The 24,328-nt window shown below is 63.2% G+C and carries 24 protein-coding genes; 14 read left to right on the top strand and 10 right to left on the bottom strand.

The features are described 5' to 3' along the window. Positions 1–29 precede the first annotated feature (29 nt). Complete coding sequence (locus tag HMCN_RS0103370; protein WP_035625612.1) at positions 30–1,298, bottom strand: branched-chain amino acid ABC transporter substrate-binding protein; 1,269 nt, start codon at positions 1,296–1,298, stop codon at positions 30–32. Positions 1,299–1,416: 118 nt separating this feature from the next. On the opposite strand from HMCN_RS0103370, the gene HMCN_RS0103365 reads away from it, so the two are divergent. Beyond that, positions 1,417–2,511, top strand: coding sequence for a DUF3108 domain-containing protein (locus HMCN_RS0103365; RefSeq protein WP_155837363.1), 1,095 nt, complete (start codon positions 1,417–1,419; stop codon positions 2,509–2,511). 39 nt (positions 2,512–2,550) lie between these two features. Next, a complete protein-coding gene (locus tag HMCN_RS0103360) occupies positions 2,551–3,309 on the top strand; it encodes a DUF3108 domain-containing protein (protein ID WP_035625586.1) in 759 nt (252 codons plus the stop codon). A 140-nt stretch (positions 3,310–3,449) separates the two neighbouring features. On the opposite strand, the gene HMCN_RS0103355 is transcribed toward HMCN_RS0103360, so the two are convergent. Continuing rightward, positions 3,450–6,464, bottom strand: coding sequence for a transglycosylase domain-containing protein (locus tag HMCN_RS0103355; RefSeq protein WP_025916047.1), 3,015 nt, complete (start codon positions 6,462–6,464; stop codon positions 3,450–3,452). A 223-nt stretch (positions 6,465–6,687) separates the two neighbouring features. On the opposite strand from HMCN_RS0103355, the gene HMCN_RS0103350 reads away from it, so the two are divergent. Then, entirely contained in the window at positions 6,688–8,019 is a 1,332-nt protein-coding gene (locus tag HMCN_RS0103350) for a nodulation protein NfeD (protein WP_025916046.1), read from the top strand. Between the two features lie 134 nt (positions 8,020–8,153). Here HMCN_RS0103350 and HMCN_RS0103340 read toward each other — a convergent pair whose 3' ends face one another. The 4 genes from HMCN_RS0103340 to HMCN_RS0103325 all read right to left on the bottom strand — a co-directional run bounded on the left by HMCN_RS0103340 (position 8,154) and on the right by HMCN_RS0103325 (position 10,900). After that, a complete protein-coding gene (locus HMCN_RS0103340) occupies positions 8,154–8,486 on the bottom strand; it encodes a nucleotidyltransferase domain-containing protein (protein ID WP_025916044.1) in 333 nt (110 codons plus the stop codon). After that, on the bottom strand, positions 8,476–8,889 hold the full coding sequence (locus HMCN_RS0103335; RefSeq protein WP_025916043.1) for a nucleotidyltransferase substrate binding protein: 414 nt from the start codon (positions 8,887–8,889) through the stop codon (positions 8,476–8,478). Before HMCN_RS0103335 ends, HMCN_RS0103340 begins: the two co-directional genes overlap by 11 nt. A gap of 161 nt (positions 8,890–9,050) precedes the next feature. Next, positions 9,051–9,950: a sulfurtransferase gene (locus HMCN_RS0103330; RefSeq protein WP_025916042.1), complete on the bottom strand. Its 900-nt coding sequence runs from the start codon at positions 9,948–9,950 to the stop codon at positions 9,051–9,053. Then, a complete protein-coding gene (locus HMCN_RS0103325) occupies positions 9,950–10,900 on the bottom strand; it encodes a DMT family transporter (protein ID WP_025916041.1) in 951 nt (316 codons plus the stop codon). The genes HMCN_RS0103330 and HMCN_RS0103325 overlap by 1 nt, the downstream gene beginning before the upstream one ends. Positions 10,901–11,278: 378 nt before the next feature. Between HMCN_RS0103325 and HMCN_RS0103315 the strand changes: the two genes are divergently transcribed. Both HMCN_RS0103315 and HMCN_RS17215 read left to right on the top strand, forming a co-directional pair. Next, on the top strand, positions 11,279–11,668 hold the full coding sequence (locus HMCN_RS0103315) for a hypothetical protein (RefSeq protein WP_025916040.1): 390 nt from the start codon (positions 11,279–11,281) through the stop codon (positions 11,666–11,668). Between the two features lie 207 nt (positions 11,669–11,875). Next, complete coding sequence (locus HMCN_RS17215) at positions 11,876–14,164, top strand: PAS-domain containing protein (RefSeq protein WP_081801388.1); 2,289 nt, start codon at positions 11,876–11,878, stop codon at positions 14,162–14,164. Positions 14,165–14,295: 131 nt separating this feature from the next. Here HMCN_RS17215 and HMCN_RS0103305 read toward each other — a convergent pair whose 3' ends face one another. Genes HMCN_RS0103305 through HMCN_RS0103295 form a run of 3 tightly spaced genes read right to left on the bottom strand, consistent with a single transcriptional unit; the run spans position 14,296 to position 15,833 of the window. Continuing rightward, positions 14,296–14,958 carry a cytochrome b/b6 domain-containing protein gene (locus HMCN_RS0103305; RefSeq protein ID WP_025916038.1) on the bottom strand — a complete coding sequence of 221 codons (663 nt, stop codon included), beginning with the start codon at positions 14,956–14,958 and terminating at the stop codon, positions 14,296–14,298. Beyond that, complete coding sequence (locus HMCN_RS0103300) at positions 14,955–15,422, bottom strand: diheme cytochrome c (RefSeq protein ID WP_025916037.1); 468 nt, start codon at positions 15,420–15,422, stop codon at positions 14,955–14,957. The genes HMCN_RS0103305 and HMCN_RS0103300 overlap by 4 nt, the downstream gene beginning before the upstream one ends. Positions 15,423–15,455: 33 nt before the next feature. Next, complete coding sequence (locus HMCN_RS0103295; protein ID WP_025916036.1) at positions 15,456–15,833, bottom strand: DUF1924 domain-containing protein; 378 nt, start codon at positions 15,831–15,833, stop codon at positions 15,456–15,458. A gap of 131 nt (positions 15,834–15,964) precedes the next feature. On the opposite strand from HMCN_RS0103295, the gene HMCN_RS19090 reads away from it, so the two are divergent. The 3 genes from HMCN_RS19090 to HMCN_RS0103280 are packed head-to-tail and all read left to right on the top strand — an operon-like array spanning position 15,965 to position 18,299. Beyond that, positions 15,965–16,288, top strand: a complete 324-nt coding sequence (locus tag HMCN_RS19090; protein ID WP_051566732.1) for a PepSY domain-containing protein — start codon at positions 15,965–15,967, stop codon at positions 16,286–16,288. Further along, positions 16,288–16,959: a response regulator transcription factor gene (locus HMCN_RS0103285; protein ID WP_025916034.1), complete on the top strand. Its 672-nt coding sequence runs from the start codon at positions 16,288–16,290 to the stop codon at positions 16,957–16,959. Before HMCN_RS19090 ends, HMCN_RS0103285 begins: the two co-directional genes overlap by 1 nt. After that, positions 16,956–18,299 carry a HAMP domain-containing sensor histidine kinase gene (locus HMCN_RS0103280; protein ID WP_025916033.1) on the top strand — a complete coding sequence of 448 codons (1,344 nt, stop codon included), beginning with the start codon at positions 16,956–16,958 and terminating at the stop codon, positions 18,297–18,299. The genes HMCN_RS0103285 and HMCN_RS0103280 overlap by 4 nt, the downstream gene beginning before the upstream one ends. A gap of 165 nt (positions 18,300–18,464) precedes the next feature. Here HMCN_RS0103280 and HMCN_RS0103275 read toward each other — a convergent pair whose 3' ends face one another. After that, positions 18,465–19,565: an aromatic ring-hydroxylating dioxygenase subunit alpha gene (locus HMCN_RS0103275; protein ID WP_025916032.1), complete on the bottom strand. Its 1,101-nt coding sequence runs from the start codon at positions 19,563–19,565 to the stop codon at positions 18,465–18,467. A 33-nt stretch (positions 19,566–19,598) separates the two neighbouring features. Here HMCN_RS0103275 and HMCN_RS19085 point away from each other — a divergent pair, with 33 nt between their 5' ends. From HMCN_RS19085 to folE2, 6 genes are all read left to right on the top strand, one after another. After that, positions 19,599–19,745, top strand: a complete 147-nt coding sequence (locus HMCN_RS19085; protein ID WP_155837361.1) for a hypothetical protein — start codon at positions 19,599–19,601, stop codon at positions 19,743–19,745. Positions 19,746–19,791: 46 nt separating this feature from the next. Next, positions 19,792–20,262, top strand: a complete 471-nt coding sequence (locus tag HMCN_RS0103270; protein WP_025916031.1) for a CreA family protein — start codon at positions 19,792–19,794, stop codon at positions 20,260–20,262. Between the two features lie 84 nt (positions 20,263–20,346). Further along, on the top strand, positions 20,347–20,601 hold the full coding sequence (locus HMCN_RS0103265) for an exodeoxyribonuclease VII small subunit (RefSeq protein WP_025916030.1): 255 nt from the start codon (positions 20,347–20,349) through the stop codon (positions 20,599–20,601). After that, positions 20,602–21,510 (top strand): polyprenyl synthetase family protein, encoded by a 909-nt coding sequence (locus tag HMCN_RS0103260; protein WP_025916029.1) that lies wholly within the window; start codon positions 20,602–20,604, stop codon positions 21,508–21,510. It abuts the gene before it with no gap. 1 nt (position 21,511) lies between these two features. Continuing rightward, a complete protein-coding gene (dxs, locus tag HMCN_RS0103255; protein ID WP_025916028.1) occupies positions 21,512–23,392 on the top strand; it encodes a 1-deoxy-D-xylulose-5-phosphate synthase in 1,881 nt (626 codons plus the stop codon). A 53-nt stretch (positions 23,393–23,445) separates the two neighbouring features. Beyond that, positions 23,446–24,258, top strand: coding sequence for a GTP cyclohydrolase FolE2 (gene folE2, locus HMCN_RS0103250; RefSeq protein WP_025916027.1), 813 nt, complete (start codon positions 23,446–23,448; stop codon positions 24,256–24,258). Positions 24,259–24,328 lie beyond the last annotated feature (70 nt).

Here is a 24,328-nt window from a genome sequence, read left to right as displayed (position 1 = left end):
CAAGCGCCGCAGGTTTGCGCCGGCTCGGCTCAATCCGGGCGCGCCATGCGGCAGCTGGTCGGCAATGCGGTGGCCGGGCCGCTCAGATAGAGCTCGGTCTTGAAGCCGTAGCCGCTGCCCTCGTTGTCGAAGCGGATGCCGCCGTCGGCCAGTTTTCGCATTACCGACACATACAGCGGCTGGATCAGCTGATGGTCGGAGGCGCGCATGACGGCGCTGTGGAAGGCGTTGGCAAAGCGCGCCCCTTCCAGCTCGCCGGCGACCTTGGCGGCCTCGGTGCTGCCGGCCTGTTCGATCGCGCTGGCCAGCATGTCGACCATCAGGTGCATGCGCAGGTGGACGTAATCGTCCTGCGGCTGCGGATAGCGCTGCCGGAACGACTGGTAGAACCGGTCGGAAGCCGAATCCTTGCCGCCGGCATTCGGATGCCATTCGGCCACCGCGCGCACGCTGCCGACGCCGGCCTCGCCGATGGCCGCCGGCGCCCCCAAGCCGTTGCCGTAGAAGGTGTAAAACTTGGCGTTCAGGCCGGATTCGCGGGCTGCCTTGACCAGCAGGGTCAGGTCGTTGCCCCAGTTGCCGGTGACCACGGTGTCGGCGCCGCTGGCCTTGATCTTGGCGATATACGGCGCGAAATCCTTGACCTTGCCGATCGGGTGCAGCAGGTCGCCGACGATCTCGATGTCGGGCCGTTTTGCCGCCAGCTGGCTGCGCGCCGCCTGCGCCACCAGGCGGCCGAAACTGTAATCCTGGCCGATCAGGAAAACCCGTTTGGCCCGGCCGTCGGTCTTGATGACCTCGGTCAGCGCATGCATGCGCATGTCGGCGCTGGCATCGAAACGGAAGTGCCAGAAGCTGCATTGCTCGTTGGTCAGGGCCGGATCGACCGCGGAATAGTTCAGGAACAGCACGCGCTGGTCCGGTGCCCGCTGGTTGTGCTTGTTGATCGCATCCACCAGCGCCAGCGCCACCGCCGAGCTGTTGCCCTGGATGATGAACGGAATCCGCAGGTCGGTGGCGCGGTGCAATGCGGTCAACGACTCTTCGACGCTCTGCTGGTTGTCAAAAATGCGCAATTGCAGCGCATGCCTGCCGTCCGGCAAGGCAACCCCGCCGCGCGCATTGACGCGCTCGATGGCCAGCTGGACGTTGCGCTGCACCGCAGCGCCGGCATTCGCGAACGGGCCCGACATGCCCTCGATCATGCCGATCAGAATCGGCGTTTTGGTGCCCGCGGCAGCGCTATGGGCCGGCTGAAGGCAGCACAGCGACAGCAGCAGGACGAGAAATTTGGACATCGTGGCGGCCTGAAAAAATGGGTATTTTACCCGTTGGTCACAATTTGTTGCACTGCGCCGCGCTGCGTTTGCCGCCGCCAGCATATACACTTGCGGAATGAGGAAATTCAGCCCACCAATGCCGCGCAGCCAGTCCAAACGCTGGCTGGCCCTGTTGCTCGCCTCGGCATTGCTGCACGGGATGGCTTTGCATCTGGCCGGCTGGCGGTTCGGCATTTTGGCGCTGCCGTCGCCTGATGTCGTCGCCGCGCAACTGCAATTGCGGCAGGTGACTGGGTTTTCACTGGCGCCAACTGCGGCGGTAGCGCCGCCGCCCAAGGCCGAACCCCGCCACCGGCCAAAACCGCGCTCGAAGCCGGCGCCGGCAGCCGCCGCGCCGCTGACGGCCGCAGCGCTGTCGGACGACGCGGAAGACCTGGGCGACATGGCCGACATGGCGGTGCCGGGCAGCGGCATCGAGCCCGCCAGCGCGCTGGCGCCGGAAGCTGTGCCGGCTGAGCCGGCCGCCAAGCCCGCGGCTGACCCTGCGCTGCAGCAGGCGATCGATCCGCCGCCGTCGGCGCTGCTGAAATATGATGTGCAATCGAGCAAGGGCGGCAAGGCGGTATACGGTAGCGGCAAGATCGCCTGGCATACCGATGGCAATGTGTATACCGCCAGCGGCGAAGCCAGCGTGCTGTTTTTCACCGTGCTGGAATTCCGCAGCGAGGGCGCAATCGACCGCTTCGGCGTGGCGCCAGGGCTGTACACCGAAAAACGCTTTCGCAAACCGGCCACCAATACGCATTTCCAGCGCGATCCGCAGATCATCAGCTTTTCCGCTTCAACCCTGACCTACCCGCGCCAAGGCGGCGAGCAGGACCGGGCCAGCGTCACCTGGCAACTGGCCGCGCTGGGGCGCGGCGACAGCAGCCGGTTCGCGCCCGGTGCGCAGATCGAGGTGGTGGTGGCCGGCGTGCGCGATGCCGAGCCCTGGCGCATCCGCGTGATCGGGCTGGAGCAGATCCGGATTCCGGCCGGCGAGATGCCGGCCTGGCATCTGGAGCGGCAGCCGCGCGCCGGCTCGTTCGACCAGAAGATCGATATCTGGCTGGCGCCGCAGCAGCAGTGGTATCCGGTGCGGCTGCGGTATACCGACAACAATGGCGATTACCTCGACATGGCCGCCTCCGGCATCGAGCCGGACGCGCCGCCCGCAGTGCGCGAGTACTGAAGCGCGCGCCAGCTGCAGCAATCATTCGGAGCGACAAGCATGCTGAACAAAATTTCTTCCGCCATCCTGGCGCTCTGGCTGGGTTGCGCCAGCGCCGCCCAGCCAGCGCCGCCGCTGCCCGAGCATCCGGTCAGGCGCTATGCGACCGACCTGGCGCCGTCGGCCGATTTGCTGTATGCGATCAGGGCCAAGCAGAGCGGCTTGTCCTTGAGCGGCAAGGCCAGGGTCGAGTGGCGCGTGAAGGGCCGGCAATACAGCATCAGCAGCCAGACCGAGGCGATGATTCTGGGGCGGATTCTGGAAGCCGGCAGCAGCGGCGCGATTGACGCCTTCGGCCTGGCGCCGCTGCAATCGACCGAGAAGCGCTTGCGCAAGCCGCTGGTCACCACCCGTTTCGACCGTCAGGAGCAGGCGATCCGCTTCACCGAATCCGACCGCAGTTACCCGCTGTATGGCGGCGAGCAGGACCGCACCAGCGCGATCTGGCAATTGGTGGCGGTCGCGCGCGCTGCGCCGGGCCAGTTCAAGGCCGGCTCGCAGTGGCAGTTTTTCGTCGCCGGACGGCGCGATGCCGAAACCTGGAGTTTCAAGGTGATCGGCAAGGAAGCGATCGACACCCCGCTCGGCAGGCTGCAAGCGATCCACCTGATCAAGGCGCCGCCGCCCGATGCGCAGGGGCAGCAGCTCGACATCTGGCTGGCGCCGGCGCGCGACTGGTATCCGGTGCGGCTGCGCTTTTCCGACCCCGATCATGATTTCATCGAGCAGACGCTGCAGCGCATCGAGCGAGTCAATTAGCTGTTGCGAGTTTGGATTTTGCTGCGCTCGCTATCGACCAATAGGGTATTTTTTCAGATCGCAGTTTTTATATGCGGTAAATTGCATGTTTTTATGCATACTCCCGCATATTTATGGGCTTGAAAGGGCTGCGGCCGGCCTCAGTTCAGGCAAGCGCCGGCCGCGCCGGGCGCGGCGTTGATCATCGGCAGCAGCTGCGGCGCCAGCACCTTCAGCAACTGCACCGGCAAGCCGCTGGTGAAGTCGTAGTCGGCCGCCTGCGAGCCGGCCACGTAGGCGATGATGGTGCCGAAGAAGCGTTCATCGATGTTGAAGACGAAGGTGGCGGTGCGGTTGACCACCCGCGATGAGATCAGCTGGCCGTGCACGCCGAAGGTGTCGAAGCGCTGGTCGCCGGTGCCGGTCTTGCCGCCGACCGGGATGCTGCTGCCGTCGGCCCGCACGAATGCCTGCCGGACCCTCTTGGCGGTGCCGTCTTCCACTACCCGCCGCAATGCGCCGCGCACCGCCTGCGCCACTTCCGGCGCCAGTACCCGTTTTGCCGCCGCCGGTTTGTGCTGCAGCAGGGTTTCATACGGTGTCGCTGCGGCGAAGTGCAGCGATTTGATGCGCGCATCCGGCTTTTTGACGCCATCGTTGACGATGATGCCCATCAATTCCGCCAGCGCTGCCGGGCGGTCGGCCGACGCTCCCAGCGCCGAGGCGTAGGACGGCACCATGGTGTCGAACGGATAGCCGAGGCGCGCCCACTGGCGGTGGACTTCCAGAAAGCCCTCGCCTTCGAGCAGGTTCAGGATGCGGGTGTCCTGCTTGTTCTTGCGCCGGGTCTTGAACAGCCACGCGTACACGTCCTGGCGCTGCTGCGCGCTGGCCTGCATGACCTGGGTCTGGCTGGCGTCCGGATGGGTGCGCAGATAGCCGACCAGCCATAATTCCAGCGGGTGGATCCTGGCCAGATAGCCGCGATCGGCCAGCGACATGTTTTGCGGCGCGTATTGCTGATACAGCGCGTCGAGTTTTTTTGCATCCAGTCCGGTGTCCGGCAGCTGGCTTTGCAGGAAGGCGGCAAACTGCTCGACCGGCGCTTCCGGCGCAATGGTGCGGAAAATGGCGGACAGGCGCGACGCGGTCGGGCGCACGTTTTCCAGCAGCGCATCTTCCATTTGCTGGGCGGTCTTGCCCTTGTATTTGACCAGGAAGCGGCGCATGAAGACCTGCCCTTCGCGGTCGGCGAAGCGGGCCAGGTATTCGGCCCGGCGCGGATCGTCGGCATCCCGCAGCAGGCGCGCGGTGGAGCCGGGAATCTGGAACATATAGTGATGCACCACGTCGCGCATCAGGCGGATGAATACCAGGTTGACCGAATTGCGCAAACCGTCGCGCACCGACAGCACCCGGCTGTCGTCGGCATGCTGGAAGTTGTTGAAGTGGTGCAGGCCGCCGCCGGTGTAGAACCCTTCCGCCGGGCTGGCCGAATAGCGCCGTTCCAGCGCCGCCGCCAGCATCGCATCCAGCCCCTTGTCGCTGGCGCTGCCCAGATATTCGACCGCCCAGTGCGTCAGCACGTCCTTGGGATCGACTTCCTGCGTGCGCAGTTGCGCCGCATCCAGCGGCGCCAGGCGCTGGTGCAGATTGGCGATGATGTCGAGATAGGTCAGCAGCGTGCGCAGCTTGGCGGTCGAGCCGAGGTCGAGCTTGGTGCCTTCGTTGATGTTCAGCGGCTGGTCGAAATTGTCGGTCTGCACCCGCAGCAGATTGGCGTTCGGGCCGCGCTCGTACAGCGTGAAGCTGTACACCACCTTGGCCGGGTCGCCGCGCCCCAGCAGCTGCTTGCTGTTGAGTCCGGCCGCTGCGGCATTGGCCGGTTCGCGCAAGCCGCGCAGCAGGTCGGTCACCGCCGCCTGCGCCGGCGCGTCCAGCGTGCTGGCCACGCTGACATCGAGCCGGTCCAGATCGTACAGGCGGCTGCCGCCCAGCAAGCCGGCCAGATGGTTGCGCACGGTGTTGGCCGCCTTGCGGGTGACGAACGACAGCGCCGGCGCGTCGGCCCGCACCGCGTGCCGGTTCAGTCGCGCCTTCAGCGCGGCATCCTGCAATGCCGGTGGAATCACGCCGGCATTGCCGAGCAGGCGCAGGTAACTGTTAGTCAGCTGTTCCAGTTCGGTTTCCTTGCCGTCGAAATAGTAGGATGGCCGCCGTTGCGAAATCAGCAGGCTCAGCGCCTGCTTGTACAGCAGCGCCTGCTCGATCGGATCGCCGCTTGGGCCGGCTTTCAGGATGCGCTGCACGTCGGCGAAGTCGCGCCCGTACCAGACCCACAGGCCGTCGCCGATGCCATGCACCTCGCCGAAGCCGGGCCGCGCCGACAGCGGCATGGTATTCATGTAATTGACCACGATCTGGCGCCGCGCGGCGGTGGTGTCCTCGCCCTGCCGGTAGGCGCGCAGCGAGGCCGATACCATCTGGCGCAGCTTGTCCTGTATCGATGCGGTGCGTCCTTCGGGCGAATGGCGGTATTTTTCGATCTGGGTCGCCAGCGTACTGCCGCCGGGAGTCCTGCCTTCGCCGCTGACCTTGTGCAGCGCCTGATTCAGCGCCGCCATCGCCAGCCGGTCCCATTCCACCGCCGGGTTGCGCTTCGGGTAGCGCGGATCGAGCAGTTCGCGGTTCTCGATGAACAGCAGGCTGTCGATCAGGGTCGGCGCCAGTTCGTCGAAGCTGGCGAAGACCCGCTGCGGATAGCGTTCCGCAAACAACTGCGTGTCGTGGCAATCGAGAATGGTCAGGCCGCTTTGCAGCTTCTCCGGATACGGCGGGAAATACCCGTCGTCGACCAGCTGCGCCATGCGCGGCGAAATCCGCGCCTGCTGCGCCACCTCGAAGTCGCGCTGGTGCAGCTTGCCGATCAGGCTCGGCAAGGCCGAATAGCCGAGGCGCTCGTCGTACGGCGTCTTCTGCGGGAAACGGATCGCCGGGCTGGGGCCGGGGCCGAGCGCGTAAGTCATCTTCTGCGCCAGTTTGGCAAAAAAGCGCGCCTGATAAGTCGAAGTGCGCATTTCCTGCACCAGCAGCAGCCCGGCGGCTACGATAACAATCAGCAGCGTCGCCGCCAGGGCGAGCTTGAACCAGAAATAAAGGGATTTCTTTTCCCGCATATGTGTCTTGAAATGTGAAAATTTGAGTGAGATTATTTTGCGCGGGCAAGGCCGTATGATACATCCGGGCCAGGCCGGACGCAGCAAACATGATGTTGCTTTAACGCAACACAGGCTCTGCTTGCCGCAAGACTGCCGGAAATCGCGGCAAATAGGGCTGTCTTGCAAGCCGGCGGCGCAGGGCTATAGTGAAATTGGAATTCGCCCCACCGACTGGACTGCGATGAAACTTTTCTGGACTGCGTGCTTGCTGCTGGCGCTGGGCTGGGGCCGGCAGGCGCTGGCCGCTGCACCGGTGCTGGTATTGCAGCTCGACGGTGCGATCGGCCCGGCCAGCGCCGACTATGTGGTGCGCGGACTGGAACACGCGGTGCGCGACCGGGCTCAGCTGGTGGTGTTGCAGATCGATACCCCGGGCGGGCTGGACACCTCGATGCGCAGCATCATCAAGGCGATTCTGGCATCGCCAGTGCCGGTAGCCAGCTATGTTGCGCCCGGCGGCGCGCGTGCGGCCAGCGCCGGCACTTACATCTTGTACGCCAGCCATATCGCGGTGATGGCGCCCGGCACCAACCTGGGAGCCGCCACGCCGGTGCAGATCGGCATGCCCGGCCCTGCCGGCGACGGCGGCGGCAAGACGGCGGCCGAAGCGCCGCAGGATGCGCTCGCCAGAAAAATGACCAACGATGCCGCCGCCTATATTCGGGGTCTCGCGCAATTGCGCGGACGCAATGCCGAATGGGCCGAGCGCGCGGTGCGCGAAGCGGTCAGCCTGCCGGCCGAGGAGGCGCTGAAAATCCGGGTGATCGACCTGGTGGCGGCGGACCTGCCGCAATTGCTGCAGCAGGTCGATGGCAGGAAAATTACCGTGGCCGGCGGCCAGCGCACGCTCGACACCATCGACGCGCTGCAGATCAGTTACCAGGCCGACTGGCGCACCCGCTTTCTGGCCGTCATCACCAACCCCAGCGTGGCGCTGATCCTGATGATGCTCGGCGCCTTCGGGCTGTTTTTCGAATTCAGCAGCCCCGGCCTGATCGCGCCCGGCGTGCTGGGCGCGATCAGCCTGCTGCTGGCGCTGTACGCGCTGCAATTGTTGCCGGTCAACTATGCGGGGCTGGCGCTGATTCTGCTCGGCCTGGGCTTCATGGCGGCGGAAGCATTTGCGCCCAGCGGTGCGCTCGGCGTTGGCGGCGTGGTCGCGTTCGCGATCGGCGCGGTGATCCTGATCGATACCGACCTGCCTGCGTTCGGCATCCCGACCGGCCTGATTGCCGCCATCGCCATCGTCGGCGCCATCCTGACCGCTGCCGCCGGCAACATGGCATTGAAGGCGCGCAAACGGGCGACGCTAAGCGGCGCCGCGCAACTGATCGGCGCCACCGGCACCGTGCTGCAGCAGCGCAACAGCCAGACCTGGGCCAGCGTGCAGGGCGAGCTGTGGCAGGTTAGCAGCACTGCGCCGCTGCAGGTCGGCCAGCAGGTGCGCGTGACCGGGATGGAGGGCTTGACGCTGATCGTTACGGCAGTCGGCCAGGAAACTGCCGTCATCTAGACTCTGTTGATATCACCGAAGCCATAACAGTGCGGCAGCAAAAGCCAGCACTTCCTTGAAGTGACTGGCTTTTTTCTCGAAGCGCATCGCGATACGGCGGAAATACTTGAGTTTATAGCGCTTGCAGGCGCAATTCACGCAAGGCCGATTTTTTCATAAAAAACAATCCCGACGCGGTCGATGTGATCGACCAGATCGGGATTGTCTATGTGCTTGAAAAGAGAAAGATCAACCGTATACGGCAGCAGCAAATCATCTATTTGAGTTTCAATGCGGCTCAAGAGCGCATGGCTCAGTGCATCGCCTATCAGCGTCAGATCAATGTCCGAGCCGCGGCGGTAATTGCCTTTGGCGCGGGAGCCGTACAGCAGCGCTTTTTCGATCTCCGGATGCTGGGAAAAAACCATCGCGATTTTGCCGATGGTGCTTTCTGTCAGGCCAAAACGGCTGGCGGTTTCAGTGCGCATCCTGCAAACCCTGCATCGTATTTTGCAACGCGACAAACAGGGCCGCATAACGCTCGGTGATGTTGGTCACAATCGCTTTTGCGGTGGCTTCATTGTAGGTGTGGCTGGTTTGGTTCCTGTCCTTGATCATATCCATCCAGCTGTCGCCGTCATCAATCAGTTCCAGCTTGAACGCTTCGCGCGTGGCGTCGCGGGAGCCGTGGATCGTCTGGTTGCCCTGGTCGCGCAAATAATCCCGCAGCGTATTCCACGCCAATTCATGGGTGTATTCAAAGGCTTGAATCAAGCCCTGCTGCTCCAGTTCGTTGAGCTGTCCTTGTTTGATGAATTTTTGCAGTTGCGACAATGCGCGCCGGTAGTTGGCAAAGCGCTGCATCCAGCGCACATCAGCTTGATCGGTCATGGCGTGCTTTCTCTTTATGGCGAATGACGCAAATTTTACCCGCTGCCAGATCGCCGATGCGGGCTTTACGCAACTCTTGCATTGTCGTTAAATGGCTAGGGTATATTGAAAAATATGCAATTTACCACATGTAAAATAAGCGGCATGGCAAAATACACTTGCTAGTATATTTGACATCCAATAACCACCGGGCGGCCCGGGTCGGCGCACCATTCGCTCCAGGAGCCCGGATACAGCGCCGCGCCCGGCAGGCCGGCGATTTCCATTGCCAGCAGGTTGTGGCAGGCGGTCACGCCCGAGCCGCATTGGGAAATCGTCGCTTGCGAGTCGCCGATGATGGCGCCGAATTCGGCCTGCAACCGGGCGGCCGGCTTGAAGCAGCCGTCGGCCTGCAGGTTATCCCTGAAGAAGCGGTTTTTCGCGCCCGGAATATGGCCGCCGACCGCGTCCAGGGTTTCGTTCTCGCCGCGGAAACGGTCCGGCGCGCGCGCGTCCAGCACGGTGCGGGCACCGGTCGCCAGATTGGCCAGCACGGCGGCGGCCTCCACGCTGGCAGTCAGCGCGGCGCGCTCTGTGATCGCACCGCGCCGCTGCGCCGGCGCCGTTGCAGTCAGCGGCTGGCCGGCTTGCTGCCAGGCCGGCAGGCCGCCGTCGAGCACCGCGACCGCAGCGTGCCCGAGCCAGCGCAGCAGCCACCACAGCCGGGCTGCGAACATGCCGCCGCTGGCGTCATAGGCGACTACCTGGGTGGCGTCGTCGATGCCCCAGCTGCGCAGCGTTTCCAGCAGGGCGGCGCGCTCCGGCAACGGGTGGCGGCCGCGAAACTGGCCGTCGCAGTCAATCTTGGGGCCGGACAAATCCGTATCCAGGTGCGCGAACTGCGCCTGCGGCAGATGGCCGGCGGCATAGGCGCTGCGGCCGGCTTCCGGGTTGGCGAGGTCGTGGCGGCAATCCAGCACCACCCAACCGCGATCGGGCCGGGATTGCGCCAGCTCGGCGGCGCTGATCAGGGTGGTGAACGGGGTGGAAAGCGGGGTGGAAAGCGGGGTGGAAGATTGCATCAGGCGCTCCTTGGCGTAATGGTTTCCGTGCTGCCGGGCAGGGCGCCGGCGGCCGCCGGCGCGGCGTTTTGGATGTTGCGCCCATTGCGGGCATTGTAATAAGTGGCGCTGACGCCGCTGGTCAGGATGATCGCGATGCCGAGCCAGCTGCTCAGGCCCAGTGCATCGCCCCAGATCAGCAGGCCTAACAGGCTGGAGAACACGATGCCGCTGTACTGCAGGTTGGCGGTGACCAGCGTATTGCCGAGCCGGAACGCGCGCGTCATCGCGACTTGGGCGGCGGTGGCGCTGATGCCCACGCCCAGCAGCAGCGCGATGCCACGGACGCTGTGCGCATGCAGCAGCGCAGCCGGGTTGCCGGTCGCGATCAGGGTGCCGGCCAGACCGGAGCCCAGGCCGACCAGCGAGAAATAGAATACGACCCGGTATTCCGGTTCGCCCATCAGCCCCAGCCGGCGCACCTGCAGATAGGCCAGCGCCGACAGCACGCCGGAGCCCAGCGCAAACAGGCCGCCGACCCATTGGTCGGCATGGAGGCTGGGTTGCAACAGCAGCGTCACGCCGGCAAAGCTGGCCGCGATCGCGGCGGTAAAGCACCATTCCAGCCGATTTTTGCCGCGCCACCAGCCGATCGCGAACAGGATCATGGCGATCCAGATCGGCGAGGTGTAATTGAGCGTGACCGACATCGCCAGCGGCAGTTTGCTGAACGAATAAAACCAGCACCATAACGAGGCGACCCCGACCGCGCCGCGCCACAGATGCTCGCGCGCGAACCTGGTACGCAGCGTGCCGCCATTGCAGCGCAATAGCGCGAGCATGCACAGTACCCCGATCAGGCCGCGAAACATGACGATTTCGGAAGTCGGATACAGGTCGGAGGCGAGCTTGACGCACACGCCCATGATGGCGAACAGGAAACTGGCGCAGAGCATCCAGAGTGATTGCATAAAATTCAAGAGCCGGAAAGAGGGAGCGAATCAGGGCAGCGAATCAGGCGCGGTCTGGACGAGAATCGGCGGTGCATCGGCTGTGAATCGGCGCTGAATCGCAAAACCGATAGTGTAGCCGAGCTGCGCTTTTGCTGCGGCAGGCTGCATTCTGCGCCCTGCGATGCAGGTCTGCCGGGTTGGCTGGGGGAGACGGCGCTCTCCAGAGGGAAGCGGACAGCAGATCTTGCGCCCATCTTCAGAACTGCTTTTCATTAGGCACTAGACAACGATTTGATCTGTACGTAAGCTAAGGCGACCTAAAATCCATGCTTCGCTCCTTTTTATCAATGACGCAAGCCCCGAAGGATCGTGGCTGTCGATCGTGATCATAATTTCATGCGCATCGAACCTCAAACTGAAATCGATATCCATCCCCTGTTGCCGACCAAACGCCAGATGGTGCGCGTCACCGCCTGCATCGTGATCCCGTCGCTCATCGGCGGCCTGCTGCTGGGATTGCTCATACTTTACGCGCCGCGCGGTGCGCTGGCGCTGGCGCTAGGCGATATGTTCGTGGCGGGTGGGGCTGCAGTATTCAGCGCGCCGGGAGGCGCGCGGCTAGCGCTCTGGGCTGGCCTCGTGTGGGGCTTAGGTTTCGCCTTCGTTGCTGCATTCTGCTACACCGCCTGGCTGATTGTTCGGGTGACCAGGGGTTACCACACGCTGGTGATGGAGCAGAAAATGCACGCGTATCGTCGCGCGATAGCGGGCAAGCAGCCGGAATGACGCAGCAGGAATCGCCGGACGGTTGCTGCCTCGATAGTCAGGCTGATGCGCCCCCGGTTCTTGAATGACCGCAACACAAGCGGTACGGCGTCGGAAACGGATGGTTTCCAGTGGAGCCCGGTCGCAATGCTGCGGACTTTTTCTTAGGCACTGTTTTCGATTGCTATAAGGAAAAAACCGGTTCATCATCGGTTTTGGTCGGCAATCATGAAAAAAATGACAAGATCAGAAAGGGGATACATGCCGAAAGCGCCTGCCGGAAAAACCCAGCCAGGATCAGTCGACGTGCTGCAGACCATTATCGACTTTCTGCCAAGCGGCGTGACCCTGTTCGATCCCGATCTGAAAATGATCGCCTGCAATGAACAGTTAAAGCGCCTGCTCGATTTTCCCGCTGCGATGTTCGAAGGCGGACTGCCGACGATGTATGACCTGGCGATTTACAATGCGCGTCGCGGCGAGTATGGCCCCGGCATCCCGGAAGTGCTGGCGCAAGACGTAGTGGAACGGGCGTACGACATGCAGGCGCATGTCTATGAGCGCACGCGACCGAACGGCACGGTGCTGGAAATTCGCGGCGAACCGCTGCCCGACGGCAGCGGTTTTGTCACCATCTATACCGATATCACCGAAAGAAAGCGTGCTGAACAGGAAGCGAAACGTTACGCGACCTATCTTGATACGGTGCTGAACACCCTGCCGCAGGGCGTTACCGTGATCGACGAGAATCTTGAGGTGGCGCTGTGGAACCAGCGTTTCGTAGATATCATGGGGCTGCCGCCCGATCTCATGCGTGCCGGGGTCAGCCTGGAGGAGATGGTCCGCTACAACGCCGAGCATGGCGAGTACGGCGCGGTAGATTCCGAGGAGAAGGTGCGGCAGGTGGTCGATCTCGCCTTGCGTTTCGAGCCGCATCGCCTCGAACGCGTCCGGCCGCAGGGTCAGACCATCGAGATCGAAGGGCGGGCCATGCAGCTGGAAGGCAAAGTGGCCGGCTTCGTCTCGACTTACACGGACATCACCGAACTCAAGCAGGTTGGCCAGTACGAGCAATATCGCAGCCATACGCTGGAACTGCTGGCGGGAGGCGAGCCGCTCCCCGGCATTCTTGACGCCATTGTGCGCGGCCTGGAGCAGCTCAAGCCTGCGATGCTTTGCAGCATTCTGTTGCTGGATGAAGCAGGCAGGCATCTCGGTATCGGTGCGGCACCCAGCCTGCCCGACTTCTATCGGGCCGCAATCGACGGCATGGAAATCGGCATGGGCGTTGGTTGCTGCGGGACTGCGGCATTTACCGGAGAGCGCGTCATCGTTGGCGATATTGCGACGCATCCGTATTGGAAGGCCTACAAAGAACTCGCGGCCAGAGCGGGATTGGGTGCATGCTGGTCGCAGCCGATCCTCGCCGCAGCGGGGCAAGTGTTGGGCACGCTTGCCATCTATTATCGTGAAGCGCGCATGCCTGCGGAGTCCGACATTGCCATCATCGAGCAATCTGCCCGTCTGGCCAGCATAGCCATTGAGCGCAGTGTTGCTGCGAAAAAAATTCGTGACAGTGAGACTCTGTATCGGCTGCTGACAGAGGGGGTGTCAGATGTGGTCTGGAAGACAGACCGCGATCTTCATATCACCTATATCAGCCCGGCGGATGAACTGCTGCGGGGCTATAGGGCAGATGAAGTGGTCGGGCACCATGTTTTTGAAATGTTCACCGCGGAGGGGATCGCAACCGTCACGGAAATCATGCGGCAGAGGCAGGAGGCTGAACAGCACGGAATGCAGGGCAGTTCCAGAACCTTCGAGGTGCAGCACCGCTGCAAGGATGGCAAGCTGCTATGGGGGGAAGTTTTTTCCACAGTCGAGCGCGACGCGCATGGCGCGATTATCGGATACCACGGCATCACCAGGGAAATCACCAAGCGCAAACAGATGGAAGACCAGGTGCGGCAACTGGCTTTCTACGATGCGCTCACTAATCTGCCTAACCGTCGTCTGCTCAACGACCGCTTGATCCAGGTCATGGCAGCCGGCAAGCGCAATGGTTGCTATGGCGCACTGATGTTTATTGATCTGGACAACTTCAAGCCGCTGAATGATACGCATGGGCATGCGGTTGGCGATTTACTGTTGATTGAGGCTGCGGATCGACTGAAAAGTTGTGTGCGGGAGATGGATACCGTGGCGCGCTTTGGCGGCGATGAATTTGTGGTGATGCTGGGCGAGCTGAATACGGATAAAGCCGAATCGAGATCACAAGCCGAGGGGGTTGCGGAAAAAATCCGCACCCTTTTGTCTGAGCCCTATCTGCTGACAATCAGCCGCGATGAAAAGAAGCATGCCACGCTGGAGCATTACTGCACCGCAAGTATCGGCGTGGTGGTCTTCGTCAAGCACGAAGGCAGTCCAAACGATATTCTGAAATGGGCTGACACTGCAATGTATGAAGCCAAAGAGGCCGGGTGCAATTTGACGCGGTTTTATGATGCTAAAGATTGAGTGGCCGCATTTGAGTGACCGCATATTGGGCGGGGCGGAACCGACCAGTCGCTGAGCATGGTGCTGGATGCCGCTTCCGGGCCGGTTGCCGCCCTTCGGAAATGGGCGCCGTGCGACCGCCGTTTGCTGCATCAGGCAAAAAACATCAACCACCACAAGCCCGCCAGCAATCCCAACAGGATCAGCGCGAACAGCGGTCTGGCCGAACGGATTTCCTCGCCTGCAGCCACGATTTTCTTGCCGGTCAGCATCGCGCGCACCAGGTTTTCGCGGTGCAGCAGCGAGGTCAGGAGCACGGCCGCGATGTGCAGCACGACGAGCGCCATCAGCACGTTTGCCAGCGCTTCGTGGACTTCGGACAGCCAGTCGCCGCCGAGCTCGGCGTAGCTGGCGTGGCCGCTGGCCGTCAGTGCCGCGGCCACGCCCAGGATCGCCAGGATTGCCAGCGCGCCGGCCGGATTGTGGCCGACGTAGTGGCGCGGGCGCAGCTGCAGCCAGGAGCGCAGGTAGGCGGCTACCGCGGCCGGGCCCCGGACAAATTCGCTGAAGCGGGCATAGCGGGTGCCGGTCAGGCCCCAGGCCAGGCGCAACGCGATCAGCAGCGCCATCGAATAGCCAAAGCTGATGTGCCAGAGCTGCCAGCGTTCGCTTTCCGAAGTCAGCCATGCCCCCAGGAAGGACAGCGCGAGCGACCAGTGGAAGGCCCGGACCGGCAGGTCCCATACCAGCGCCGGCTGGTGCGGCTGGCTTTCAAGGTTCTGCCGGCGTGCCGGAGCGGGGGACTGCGTTTTCATTTCGGAATCCTGATGTTGTCTTCATCGAAATCGCCCTGTGCCGCCTGTTGGTGGCAGGCCGCGCAGTTGGCGCGGCTCTTGACCGAGGCGCGCAGCCAGACATCCTTGCCGACTTCGCGGTGCTTGCGGGCGAACCAGGCGCTGCTGCTGATGCGGTTGTCGGGCGACGGCTCGGCGAATTTGCGCGAGCCGGCTGAATACTTGTCCAGCCAGGCGGAAATTTCAGCCACCGATTTCTGATCCATGCTGGCATCGGTGCCGTAGTGCTTGTCCAGCGAGCCCATGACGCCGCGCCAGGATTTCGACGGCAGCAAGCCAGGCGCATACGGGATATGGCAGCTCGCACATTCGGCTGCATACGATTTCGGCATGCTGTTGGGCATGCCGACGTTGTCGGCCAGCGCGAAGGAGGAGAGCAGCGCTGCGTAGCCGCCGGCGAGAATCAGACGGGGGATTGGATGCATGATGGTGTCCTTGTTCGATGTTGTATTTGCGACTTATTTAATGGTCAGCAGCCAGGCGATGATGTCGACTTTTTCCTGTGAGGTGCATTCCCGGACCAGCACGTCGTTGCAGTTGCGTTTGAACCATTTTTCGGATTTGGCTGCATCGGTGAAGCGCTGATCGTTTGCCGCCGGCGCCAGCGGCAGGATGCTCTTGCCGGTTACGATGTGCTGGGTGGTCTTGTTCGGGACTGCACTATGGCAGCTGGCGCAACTCCATTCGCGCCCGTGCTTGCTGGTGAAGAACTGCTGGCCGCGCTGTGCCGAAGCTTTGCCTGAAGATGCTTCATACTGTTGCAGCATGTCTTGCGGGCCTGCTGCCCAGGCGGCAGTGCCGAACATCAATAAAACCAGCAATACGATTTTCTGCATTTTTCTCTCTCCGGTTGGCGGCCGGCGACGGAGTGCGCAAGCCATGGCAGTACATTAGCTGCCCAGTGCTGAACCGGCGCTTATCGCTTCGTTCAGCTGCCGTTCATGTTGGAGTTGCCATGCTTGGTTTTATGAAAACGCTCCGTCTATTCCTGTTCAGTGTCGCGCTTGCGCTTGCCGCCGGCGGCCTGCATGCCGATGACGATGGCGACGAACACGATCGCGCCCGCGCCGCGGTGGCCGCCGGGCAGATCAAGCCCTTGTCCGAGATCATGGACCAGGTCGAGCAGCGCTATGCGGGCCGGATGGTCAAGAGCGAACTGGAGCGCTATGATGGCATCTGGGTCTACGAACTCAAGCTGCTGCCGCCCAACGGCCGCGTCTACAAGCTGAAAATCAATGCGCAAACCGGCCGTGTCATCGGCACCCGGGGCCAGGTACAGGAGAAGCGCTGATGCGGGTGCTGGTAGTCGAAGACAACCTCGAAATCGCCCGGCAAATCAAGGCCGTTCTGCTGGAACACGGCTATGCGGTCGATCTGGCGCCGGACGGGCGCGAAGGCAAGTTCCTGGGCGAGTCGGAGCCGTATGACGCGGTAATCCTGGATCTGGGGCTGCCGCAACTGGATGGCCTGTCCGTGCTGCGCCAGTGGCGCCAAGGCGGGCGCACGATGCCGGTCCTGATCCTGACCGCGCGCGACGCCTGGACCGACAAGGTTGACGGCCTGAATGCCGGCGCCGACGATTATCTGGTCAAGCCGTTCGTGATGGCCGAGCTGCTGGCGCGCATCAATGCGCTGGTGCGGCGCAGCCAGGGCCGCGCTAGCGCGGTGATAGCGATCGGTGAACTGCACCTCGATACGATTACCCACAGCGTCAGCCTGGCCGGTCTGCCGGTGCGCCTGACCGCGATGGAATACGGCCTGCTCGCCTATCTGGCGCACCACGCCGGCCGGCCGGTCTCGAAAACCGAACTGACCGAACATCTGTACCAGCAGGATTTCGACCGCGACAGCAATACCCTGGAAGTGCTGGTGGCGCGCCTGCGCAAGAAGCTCGGCGACGACAAGATCGAAACCCTGCGCGGCCAGGGCTACCGGATGCTGTTGCCTGGCGCGCCGCAATGAAATCGATCACGCTGCGCCTGGTCATCCTGTGCGCGCTATGGCTGTCGTTGGGCCTGACCGTGGTCGGCCTGTACGTGAACCGGGTCGCCACGCGCCAGTTGCAGGATGCTGCTGACGCCCGCATCGCGGCGCTGCATGACGCGGTCACCGCGAATGTCGAATTCGACGCCGGCGGCCGGCTGCAGTTGCCGCACAGCCTGCCCACGCCGGAGTTCGAGCAGCCGTTGTCCGGCGTGTACTGGCAAATTACCGCCAGCGGCAATCTGCTGCGTTCCAAATCCCTGTGGGATGAGACATTGCCGCCGCCCCGTGCCGGCAACGGCGGCGCGCAGTGGAGCACCATCAAGGGCCCGCGCAATCAGAATGTGCGGTTGCTGGCGCGCGCCATTACGCTGCCGGATTTCCCGCAAACGGTGTGGGTGCAGGTCGCGATTACGCAGGACAATACCGAGCGTGAAATCGCCAGCCTGCGGCGCACCCTGCTGCTCGGGTTGACAGCGCTCGGCGCGCTGCTGGTGGCCGGCGTGTGCGCGATCGTGATTGCCGGCTTGCGGCCCTTGCGCCAGGCCAAGCATGCGTTGCACGCGATACGCCGAGGCCAGAACGACCGGCTGGCGTTGAGTGCTCCGGATGAAATTGCGCCGCTGTTTCATGAAATCAATGCGCTGGTGGCGGAGAATCACCAGACCGTCGAGCGCGCCCGCTGCTATGTCGGCAATCTGGCCCATGCGCTGAAGACGCCGCTGACGGTGGCCACCAATGCGCTGGCCAGCAGCGCGCCGGATCTGGCGCTGGCGCAGCAGCAGATTGCGCTGCTCAACCGCACGGTGGCCCACCATCTGGCGCGCGCCCGCATTTCGGCCCGCAGCGCCGCGCACAGCGCGCAGACCGGCGCTTATCCGCTGGCAATCGCGCAGGAAGTCGCCGCCGCGCTGCGCCGGATCGCGCCGCAGGTCGAGATCGCGGTGGAAGGGGATGCGAGCGCGCAGGCGGCGATCGATCGCCAGGACTTGATCGAGCTGCTCGGCAACCTGATGGACAACGCAATCAAGTGGGCGCATTCGCACTGCCGGGTCGAGATCGGACTGATCCGGGATGCCGGTCCCGATGCCCGGATCGGCATCCGGATCGAGGACGACGGCCCCGGCATGGCGGACGAAGTCGCCAGCGCGCTGGCGCGGCAGCGCGGCGAACGGCTGGACGAAGCGCAGGCCGGCTCCGGCCTCGGGCTGGCGATCGCGGAGGAAATCGTGCTGCTGTACGGCGGCGGCATGGCGGTCGCGCCGAAAGGCGCTTTAGGCGGAGTGCGGGTCGATGTGACGCTGCCGGCGTTTGGGTAGGGTGCGTCGTGTGCGGGCCATGATCGTGCTGGCGATGCAGTGGCGCGCAGCACGCCTAACCGGGAAATGCTTCTCGAAACAAATACGCAGCTATGTATTTTTTAATGTCGCCTGAATCACGTGAAAAACGGGGTGTTTTAGGCTATACCCATCGATTCTCATCGATTAAATGACGATGTTGGCGCGATACCATTGGTGGAAGTGCTGCATGCCGTCTTCCATCGGCGACTGGTAAGGACCGGTTTCGTTGATGCCGCGCTCCATCAGGATGCGGCGGCCGGCATCCATGCGCTGGCCGATTTCGTCGTCCTCGATGCAGGTTTCCATGTAGGCGGCGCGCTCGGCTTCGATCATCTCGCGCTCGAACAGTGCGATTTCTTCCGGGTAATAGAATTCGACCACGTTGCGGGTCTTGCCGGTGCCTTGCGGCCACAGGGTCGAGACGATCAGCACGTGCGGATACCATTCGACCATGATGTTCGGATACAGCGTGAGCCAGATCGCGCCATGCGGCGGCAATGCGCCGTTGTCGTACTGCAGCAGCTGCTGCTGCCATTTGCGGTACGCCTCGGAGCCGGATTTGCGCAGTCCGTTGTTCACGCCGACCGTCTGCACGCTGTAGTTGGGGCCGAATTCCCAGCGCAAGTCGTCGCAGCTGACGAACTTGCCGAGCCCCGGGTGGAACGGCTCGACGTGGTAATCCTCCAGATACACCTCGATGAAGGTTTTCCAGTTGTAGTCGCAGTCGTGCACTTCGACGTGGTCCAGCAGGTAGCCGCTGAAGTCGAGGTCCCTGGTGACGCTTAGCTGGGCCATGATGCTGCGCACGTCGACGCCGTTCTGCTCGAACAGCAGGCCGTTCCAGTTCTGCAGCGGCGTCTGCGACAGGTTCAGGCACGGCGTCTTGTCGAAATGCGGCGCGCCCAGCAGTTCGCCCTTCAGGTCGTAGGTCCAGCGGTGCAGCGGGCAGACGATGTGGTTGCTGTTGCCGCGGCCGTTGAGCATCAGCGCCTGGCGATGGCGGCAGACGTTCGACAGCAGTTCGATGCCGTGCCGGTTGCGCACCAGCATGCGGCCTTCGTTTTCGTGCGCCAGCGTGGCGAAGTCGCCGAGGTTGGGCACCATCAGCTCGTGCCCGACGTAGCGCGGGCCGCGCTCGAACAGTTGCGAGATTTCGCGCTGCAGCAGCGCAGCATCGTGATACACGTGAACCGGAAGTTGCGCGTCGGCGCGTGAAAGATTGGCGAGATTAGCCAGATCGGACATCCCCACCCCCTAATGTATGAAAGGTACCAAAGAGTGAAAAAAATCCGCAACAACCACTATTCAGGGAATAAAACGGCAATTTTGGACGGAACACGCGATTATACCGCAGGCGGCGGTCCGGTTTCCGGCCCGGCTTTGGCAGGTAATCGCGCCATCTTCGCTGCCGCCGGCCACGCTTGAAAGCTTTACACTGATATTTTTTCCTGACCCAGAAAGCGTGATTCTCATGTACAAAATCCTGTTGCTGTACGTATTTTCGACCCTGCTGGCCGGACCGGCGCTGGCGCAGCAGATCGGCAGCGTGAATACCGAATGGAAGCTGGTCGGCTCGCACAAGCTGGTGGTGGAAGCCTACGACGATCCCAAGGTAGAAGGCGTGGCCTGCTATGTATCGAAGCCGGAGCGCGGCGGCGTGGCCGGGCTGGTCGGGGTGGCCGAAGAAGTGTCGGATGTCTCGATTGCCTGCCGCCAGGTCGGTCCGATCCGCTTCAAGCAGGCGCTGCCGCAGCAGGAGGATGCATTTACCGAGCGCCGTTCGCTGGTTTTCAAGACCATGCACGTGGTGCGGATGGTCGATGCCGCGCGCAATACGCTGGTGTATCTGACCTATTCCGACAAGCTGCTCAAGGGCAGTCCGAAGAATTCGGTGACTGCAGTGCCGGTGCCGCGCACGACCATGATTCCGGTTGAGAAATAGCCGCCGTATTGGTTTGATCGCGGCTGGCGGCAGGCTGCTAAAATAACGGGTTATCCATCCATTCAGAGCTTGACCCGATCACTTATGCCAAAAAAACAGCCGCCCGCCGGTGTGCCCGCTTCGTTTGAAGACGCGATGGCCGAACTCGCGCAACTGGTGGCGCAGATGGAGGCCGGCAGCTTGCCGCTGGAAGCTTCGGTGGCCGTCTATCAGCGCGGCTCGGAACTGATCCAGTATTGTGCGGCGCAACTTGAGCGCGTGGACAGCCAGGTCAAGGTGCTGCAAGGCGAGATGCTGAAGCCCTTTGCCGCCGATGCCGATACGGCGGGGGAAGCCTAGATGACGGACACCAACCAGACAGCCGGGCAATCATTCAGCGCCTGGATGGCGGCAGTGCAGGCGACGATCGAGCAGGCGCTGTCATCCTTTTTGCCGGCGGACGCCTGCGCGCCGGAAGAGTTGCATCAGGCGATGCGCTACGCCGCGCTCGATGGCGGCAAGCGGGTCCGGCCTTTATTGACGTTCGCGGCCGGCGCATTGTTCGCGGCCGAGCAGGAGCAGCTGCAGCGCGCCGCCGCCGCGGTCGAAATGATCCACGCCTATTCGCTGGTGCACGACGACATGCCCTGCATGGACGACGACGCGCTGCGCCGCGGCAAGCCGACCGTGCATGTCCAGTTCGGCCAGGCGACTGCCTTGCTGGCGGGCGACGCGCTGCAGGCGCAGGCGTTCCTGGTGCTGTCCGAGGGCGGCGGCGACGCCGCCTGCAAGCTGGCGATGGTGCGCCTGCTGGCGCAGGCCTCCGGCTCGCTCGGCATGTGCGGCGGCCAGGCGATCGATCTGGCCAGCGTCGGGCTGCGCCTGACGCGGGGGCAGCTGGAGCAGATGCACCGCCTGAAAACCGGCGCTTTGCTGCGCGCGGCCGTGCTGCTGGGCGCGCTGGCGGGCAAGCTGCTGACGGCGGCGGAGGAGCAGGCGCTGGACCGCTATGCAGCGGCCGTCGGGCTGGCGTTCCAGGTGGTCGACGACATCCTCGACGCCACCGCCGATTCGGCCACGCTGGGCAAGACCGCCGGCAAGGATGCGGCCGACAACAAGCCGACCTATGTCTCGATCCTGGGGCTGGAAACATCGGCGGACCTGGCGGAACAGTTACGGCGGGATGCGCATGCGGCGCTTCTGCCTTTTGGAGACAAGGCACAGCGGTTGCGCGAATTGGCGGACCTGATCGTGCAGCGGAAAGCCTAGTATGAATTTACTCAAACAGATCGACAGCCCCGCAGATTTGCGGCAATTGACGCGCGCGCAACTGAAGCCGCTGGCCGATGAATTGCGCCATTTCATCATCGATTCGGTGTCCAAGACCGGCGGCCACCTGTCGTCCAACCTCGGCACGGTGGAGCTGACGATCGCGCTGCATTACGCCTTCAATACGCCGCAAGACCGCATCGTCTGGGATGTCGGCCACCAGACTTATCCGCACAAGATTCTGACCGGGCGGCGCGACCGCATGCACACGTTGCGCCAGTTGGGCGGAATTTCCGGCTTTCCGCGCCGCGACGAGAGCGAATACGATACCTTCGGCACCGCCCATTCGTCGACCTCGATTTCGGCCGCGCTCGGGATGGCGCTGGCGGCCCGCACCAAGTGCGAGGACCGGCATGCGATTGCGGTCATCGGCGACGGCGCGATGACCGCCGGCATGGCGTTCGAGGCGCTGAACAACGCCGGCGTGTACGACGACATCAACCTGCTGGTGGTGCTGAACGACAACGACATGTCGATCTCGCCGCCGGTCGGCGCGCTGAACCGCTATCTGGCGCGCCTGATGTCGGGCAAGTTTTACGCGGCCGCCCGGCAGGTCGGCAAGACCGTGCTGCCGGCGCCGATGCTGGAACTGGCCAAGCGCATCGAGGAGCACGCGAAGGGCATGATCATGCCGGCCACCCTGTTCGAGGAATTCGGCTTCAATTACATCGGCCCGATCGACGGCCACGACCTGGACGCGCTGATCCCGACCCTGCAAAACCTCAAGCAGCTGAAGGGGCCGCAGTTCCTGCACGTGGTCACCAAGAAAGGCCAGGGCTACAAGCTGGCCGAAGCCGATCCGGTGCTGTATCACGGCCCCGGTAAGTTCAACCCGGCCGAAGGCATCAAGCCGGCCGCCGCCGGCAAGGTCACGTATACCCAGGTGTTCGGCGACTGGCTGTGCGACATGGCGGCAGCCGACCCGCGTCTGGTCGGCATCACGCCGGCGATGCGCGAAGGCTCCGGCATGGTGCGCTTCGAGCAGCTGTTTCCGAAACGCTATTACGACGTCGGCATCGCTGAGCAGCATGCGGTGACCTTCGCCGCCGGCATGGCGTGCGAGGGCATGAAGCCGGTGGTGGCGATTTACTCGACCTTTCTGCAGCGCGGCTACGACCAGCTGATCCACGATGTCGCGCTGCAGAATCTGGACGTGACTTTCGCGCTCGACCGCGCCGGGCTGGTCGGCGCCGACGGCGCCACCCACGCCGGCAACTACGATCTGGCCTTCCTGCGCTGCATCCCGAACCTGGTCGTGATGGCCGCATCCGACGAAAACGAGTGCCGTCGGATGCTCACCACCGCTTTCCAATATAATGGCCCGGCGGCAGTGCGTTATCCGCGCGGTGCCGGCACCGGTGCGGCAGTGTCGCCTGCATTGAGCGCAATTCCGCTCGGCAAGGGCGAACTCAAGCGGACAGGACAAGGGATTGCCATCCTGGCCTTCGGCACCATGGTTGCCCCCGGCCTCGAGGCGGGCGAGGCGCTCGATGCCAGCGTGGCCAACATGCGTTTCGTCAAGCCGCTTGACGTCGAACTGCTGTTGCAGCTGGCCGCCGGCCATGCTGCGCTGGTGACGGTCGAGGAAGGATGCATCATGGGCGGCGCCGGCGCCGCAGTGGCCGAAGCGCTGGCGGCGGCCGGCGTCGTCAAGCCGCTGCTGATGCTGGGCTTGCCGGACCGTTTCATCGACCACGGCGATAGCGCGCAACTGCTGGCGCTGTGCGGCCTCGATGCCAAGGGCATCCAGGCATCGATCCAGCAGCGGTTTGAAGACATTTTGCAGCCGGCGCCACAGCGCCCGGCTGTTGCAACCGAATAATCCGGTGGAAGCGTGCCAGCAGCCCGCTTGCACGCCAACCCAAAGGTTTTTTGATGAATACCCGTGATCCCATGACAGCCATTCCCGACGTTCAGAGCACGCCCGACACCCGGCGTATTTCGATTCAGCGCGTCGGCGTCAAGGGCGTGCGCTATCCGGTCGCCATCAAAACTGCAGACGGCATGCAAGCCACGGTCGGCTGCTGGAACATGTACGTGCATTTGCCGCAGCACCAGAAGGGCACCCACATGTCGCGCTTCATCGCCCTGCTCGAAGGGCTGGATGCGGCGCAGCGCGGCGGCCTCGATGTGGCCATGTTCCGCGACCTGATGGCCCGCATGATGACCCTGCTGGAAGCCGATGCCGGCCGCATCGAGCTGTCCTTCCCGTACTTCATCAACAAGACCGCGCCGATTTCCGGGGTGCAAAGTCTGATGGATTACGAGGTCGGTTTCAGCGGCGAGATCAAGGACGGCGTAGCCGAAGTCTCGATCAAGGTGCTGGTGCCGGTCACCAGCCTGTGCCCGTGCTCGAAGAAAATCTCCGCCTACGGCGCCCACAACCAGCGCTCGCACATCACCATCAGCGCGGTGCTGGGCGGCGAGCTGCAGGTCGACGAGCTGATCGCCAAGGTCGAGGCGCAGGCCTCCTGCGAGTTGTACGGACTGCTCAAGCGCCCGGATGAGAAATACGTGACCGAGCGCGCTTACGACAATCCGAAGTTCGTCGAAGATCTGGTGCGCGACGTCGCCGGCATGCTAAATAAGGAAGCCGCGGTGCTGGCTTACACGCTGGAAGCCGAGAACTTCGAATCGATCCACAACCATTCCGCGTATGCATTGATCGAGTGCGACAAGCGGGTTTGATGCGCTGGCTTCCTGCACCAAAAAAGACGGCCTTGCGGTCGCTTTTTTTAGTTTATAATAGGAGTATACG

The sequence above is a fragment of the Herminiimonas sp. CN genome (genome assembly GCF_000622895.1).
Taxonomy (GTDB): domain Bacteria; phylum Pseudomonadota; class Gammaproteobacteria; order Burkholderiales; family Burkholderiaceae_D; genus AVCC01.
This window is presented reverse-complemented; position numbering and strand designations above follow the sequence as displayed.

What these genes read in the sequence shown, in the direction of transcription:
- HMCN_RS0103265 (WP_025916030.1), top strand. Translation starts at nt 20,347, where the DNA reads ATGCCAAAAAAACAGCCGCCCGCCGGTGTGCCCGCTTCGTTTGAAGAC.
- HMCN_RS0103280 (WP_025916033.1), top strand. Translation starts at nt 16,956, where the DNA reads ATGAAATCGATCACGCTGCGCCTGGTCATCCTGTGCGCGCTATGGCTG.
- HMCN_RS0103335 (WP_025916043.1), bottom strand. Translation starts at nt 8,889, where the DNA reads ATGACCGATCAAGCTGATGTGCGCTGGATGCAGCGCTTTGCCAACTAC.
- HMCN_RS0103305 (WP_025916038.1), bottom strand. Translation starts at nt 14,958, where the DNA reads ATGAAAACGCAGTCCCCCGCTCCGGCACGCCGGCAGAACCTTGAAAGC.
- folE2 (WP_025916027.1), top strand. Translation starts at nt 23,446, where the DNA reads ATGAATACCCGTGATCCCATGACAGCCATTCCCGACGTTCAGAGCACG.
- HMCN_RS0103340 (WP_025916044.1), bottom strand. Translation starts at nt 8,486, where the DNA reads ATGCGCACTGAAACCGCCAGCCGTTTTGGCCTGACAGAAAGCACCATC.
- HMCN_RS19090 (WP_051566732.1), top strand. Translation starts at nt 15,965, where the DNA reads ATGAAAACGCTCCGTCTATTCCTGTTCAGTGTCGCGCTTGCGCTTGCC.
- HMCN_RS0103370 (WP_035625612.1), bottom strand. Translation starts at nt 1,298, where the DNA reads ATGTCCAAATTTCTCGTCCTGCTGCTGTCGCTGTGCTGCCTTCAGCCG.
- HMCN_RS0103260 (WP_025916029.1), top strand. Translation starts at nt 20,602, where the DNA reads ATGACGGACACCAACCAGACAGCCGGGCAATCATTCAGCGCCTGGATG.
- HMCN_RS0103275 (WP_025916032.1), bottom strand. Translation starts at nt 19,565, where the DNA reads ATGTCCGATCTGGCTAATCTCGCCAATCTTTCACGCGCCGACGCGCAA.
- HMCN_RS0103360 (WP_035625586.1), top strand. Translation starts at nt 2,551, where the DNA reads ATGCTGAACAAAATTTCTTCCGCCATCCTGGCGCTCTGGCTGGGTTGC.
- HMCN_RS0103365 (WP_155837363.1), top strand. Translation starts at nt 1,417, where the DNA reads ATGCCGCGCAGCCAGTCCAAACGCTGGCTGGCCCTGTTGCTCGCCTCG.
- HMCN_RS0103315 (WP_025916040.1), top strand. Translation starts at nt 11,279, where the DNA reads ATGCGCATCGAACCTCAAACTGAAATCGATATCCATCCCCTGTTGCCG.
- HMCN_RS0103330 (WP_025916042.1), bottom strand. Translation starts at nt 9,950, where the DNA reads ATGCAATCTTCCACCCCGCTTTCCACCCCGCTTTCCACCCCGTTCACC.
- dxs (WP_025916028.1), top strand. Translation starts at nt 21,512, where the DNA reads ATGAATTTACTCAAACAGATCGACAGCCCCGCAGATTTGCGGCAATTG.
- HMCN_RS0103355 (WP_025916047.1), bottom strand. Translation starts at nt 6,464, where the DNA reads ATGCGGGAAAAGAAATCCCTTTATTTCTGGTTCAAGCTCGCCCTGGCG.
- HMCN_RS0103285 (WP_025916034.1), top strand. Translation starts at nt 16,288, where the DNA reads ATGCGGGTGCTGGTAGTCGAAGACAACCTCGAAATCGCCCGGCAAATC.
- HMCN_RS0103295 (WP_025916036.1), bottom strand. Translation starts at nt 15,833, where the DNA reads ATGCAGAAAATCGTATTGCTGGTTTTATTGATGTTCGGCACTGCCGCC.
- HMCN_RS0103325 (WP_025916041.1), bottom strand. Translation starts at nt 10,900, where the DNA reads ATGCAATCACTCTGGATGCTCTGCGCCAGTTTCCTGTTCGCCATCATG.
- HMCN_RS0103300 (WP_025916037.1), bottom strand. Translation starts at nt 15,422, where the DNA reads ATGCATCCAATCCCCCGTCTGATTCTCGCCGGCGGCTACGCAGCGCTG.
- HMCN_RS17215 (WP_081801388.1), top strand. Translation starts at nt 11,876, where the DNA reads ATGAAAAAAATGACAAGATCAGAAAGGGGATACATGCCGAAAGCGCCT.
- HMCN_RS0103350 (WP_025916046.1), top strand. Translation starts at nt 6,688, where the DNA reads ATGAAACTTTTCTGGACTGCGTGCTTGCTGCTGGCGCTGGGCTGGGGC.
- HMCN_RS0103270 (WP_025916031.1), top strand. Translation starts at nt 19,792, where the DNA reads ATGTACAAAATCCTGTTGCTGTACGTATTTTCGACCCTGCTGGCCGGA.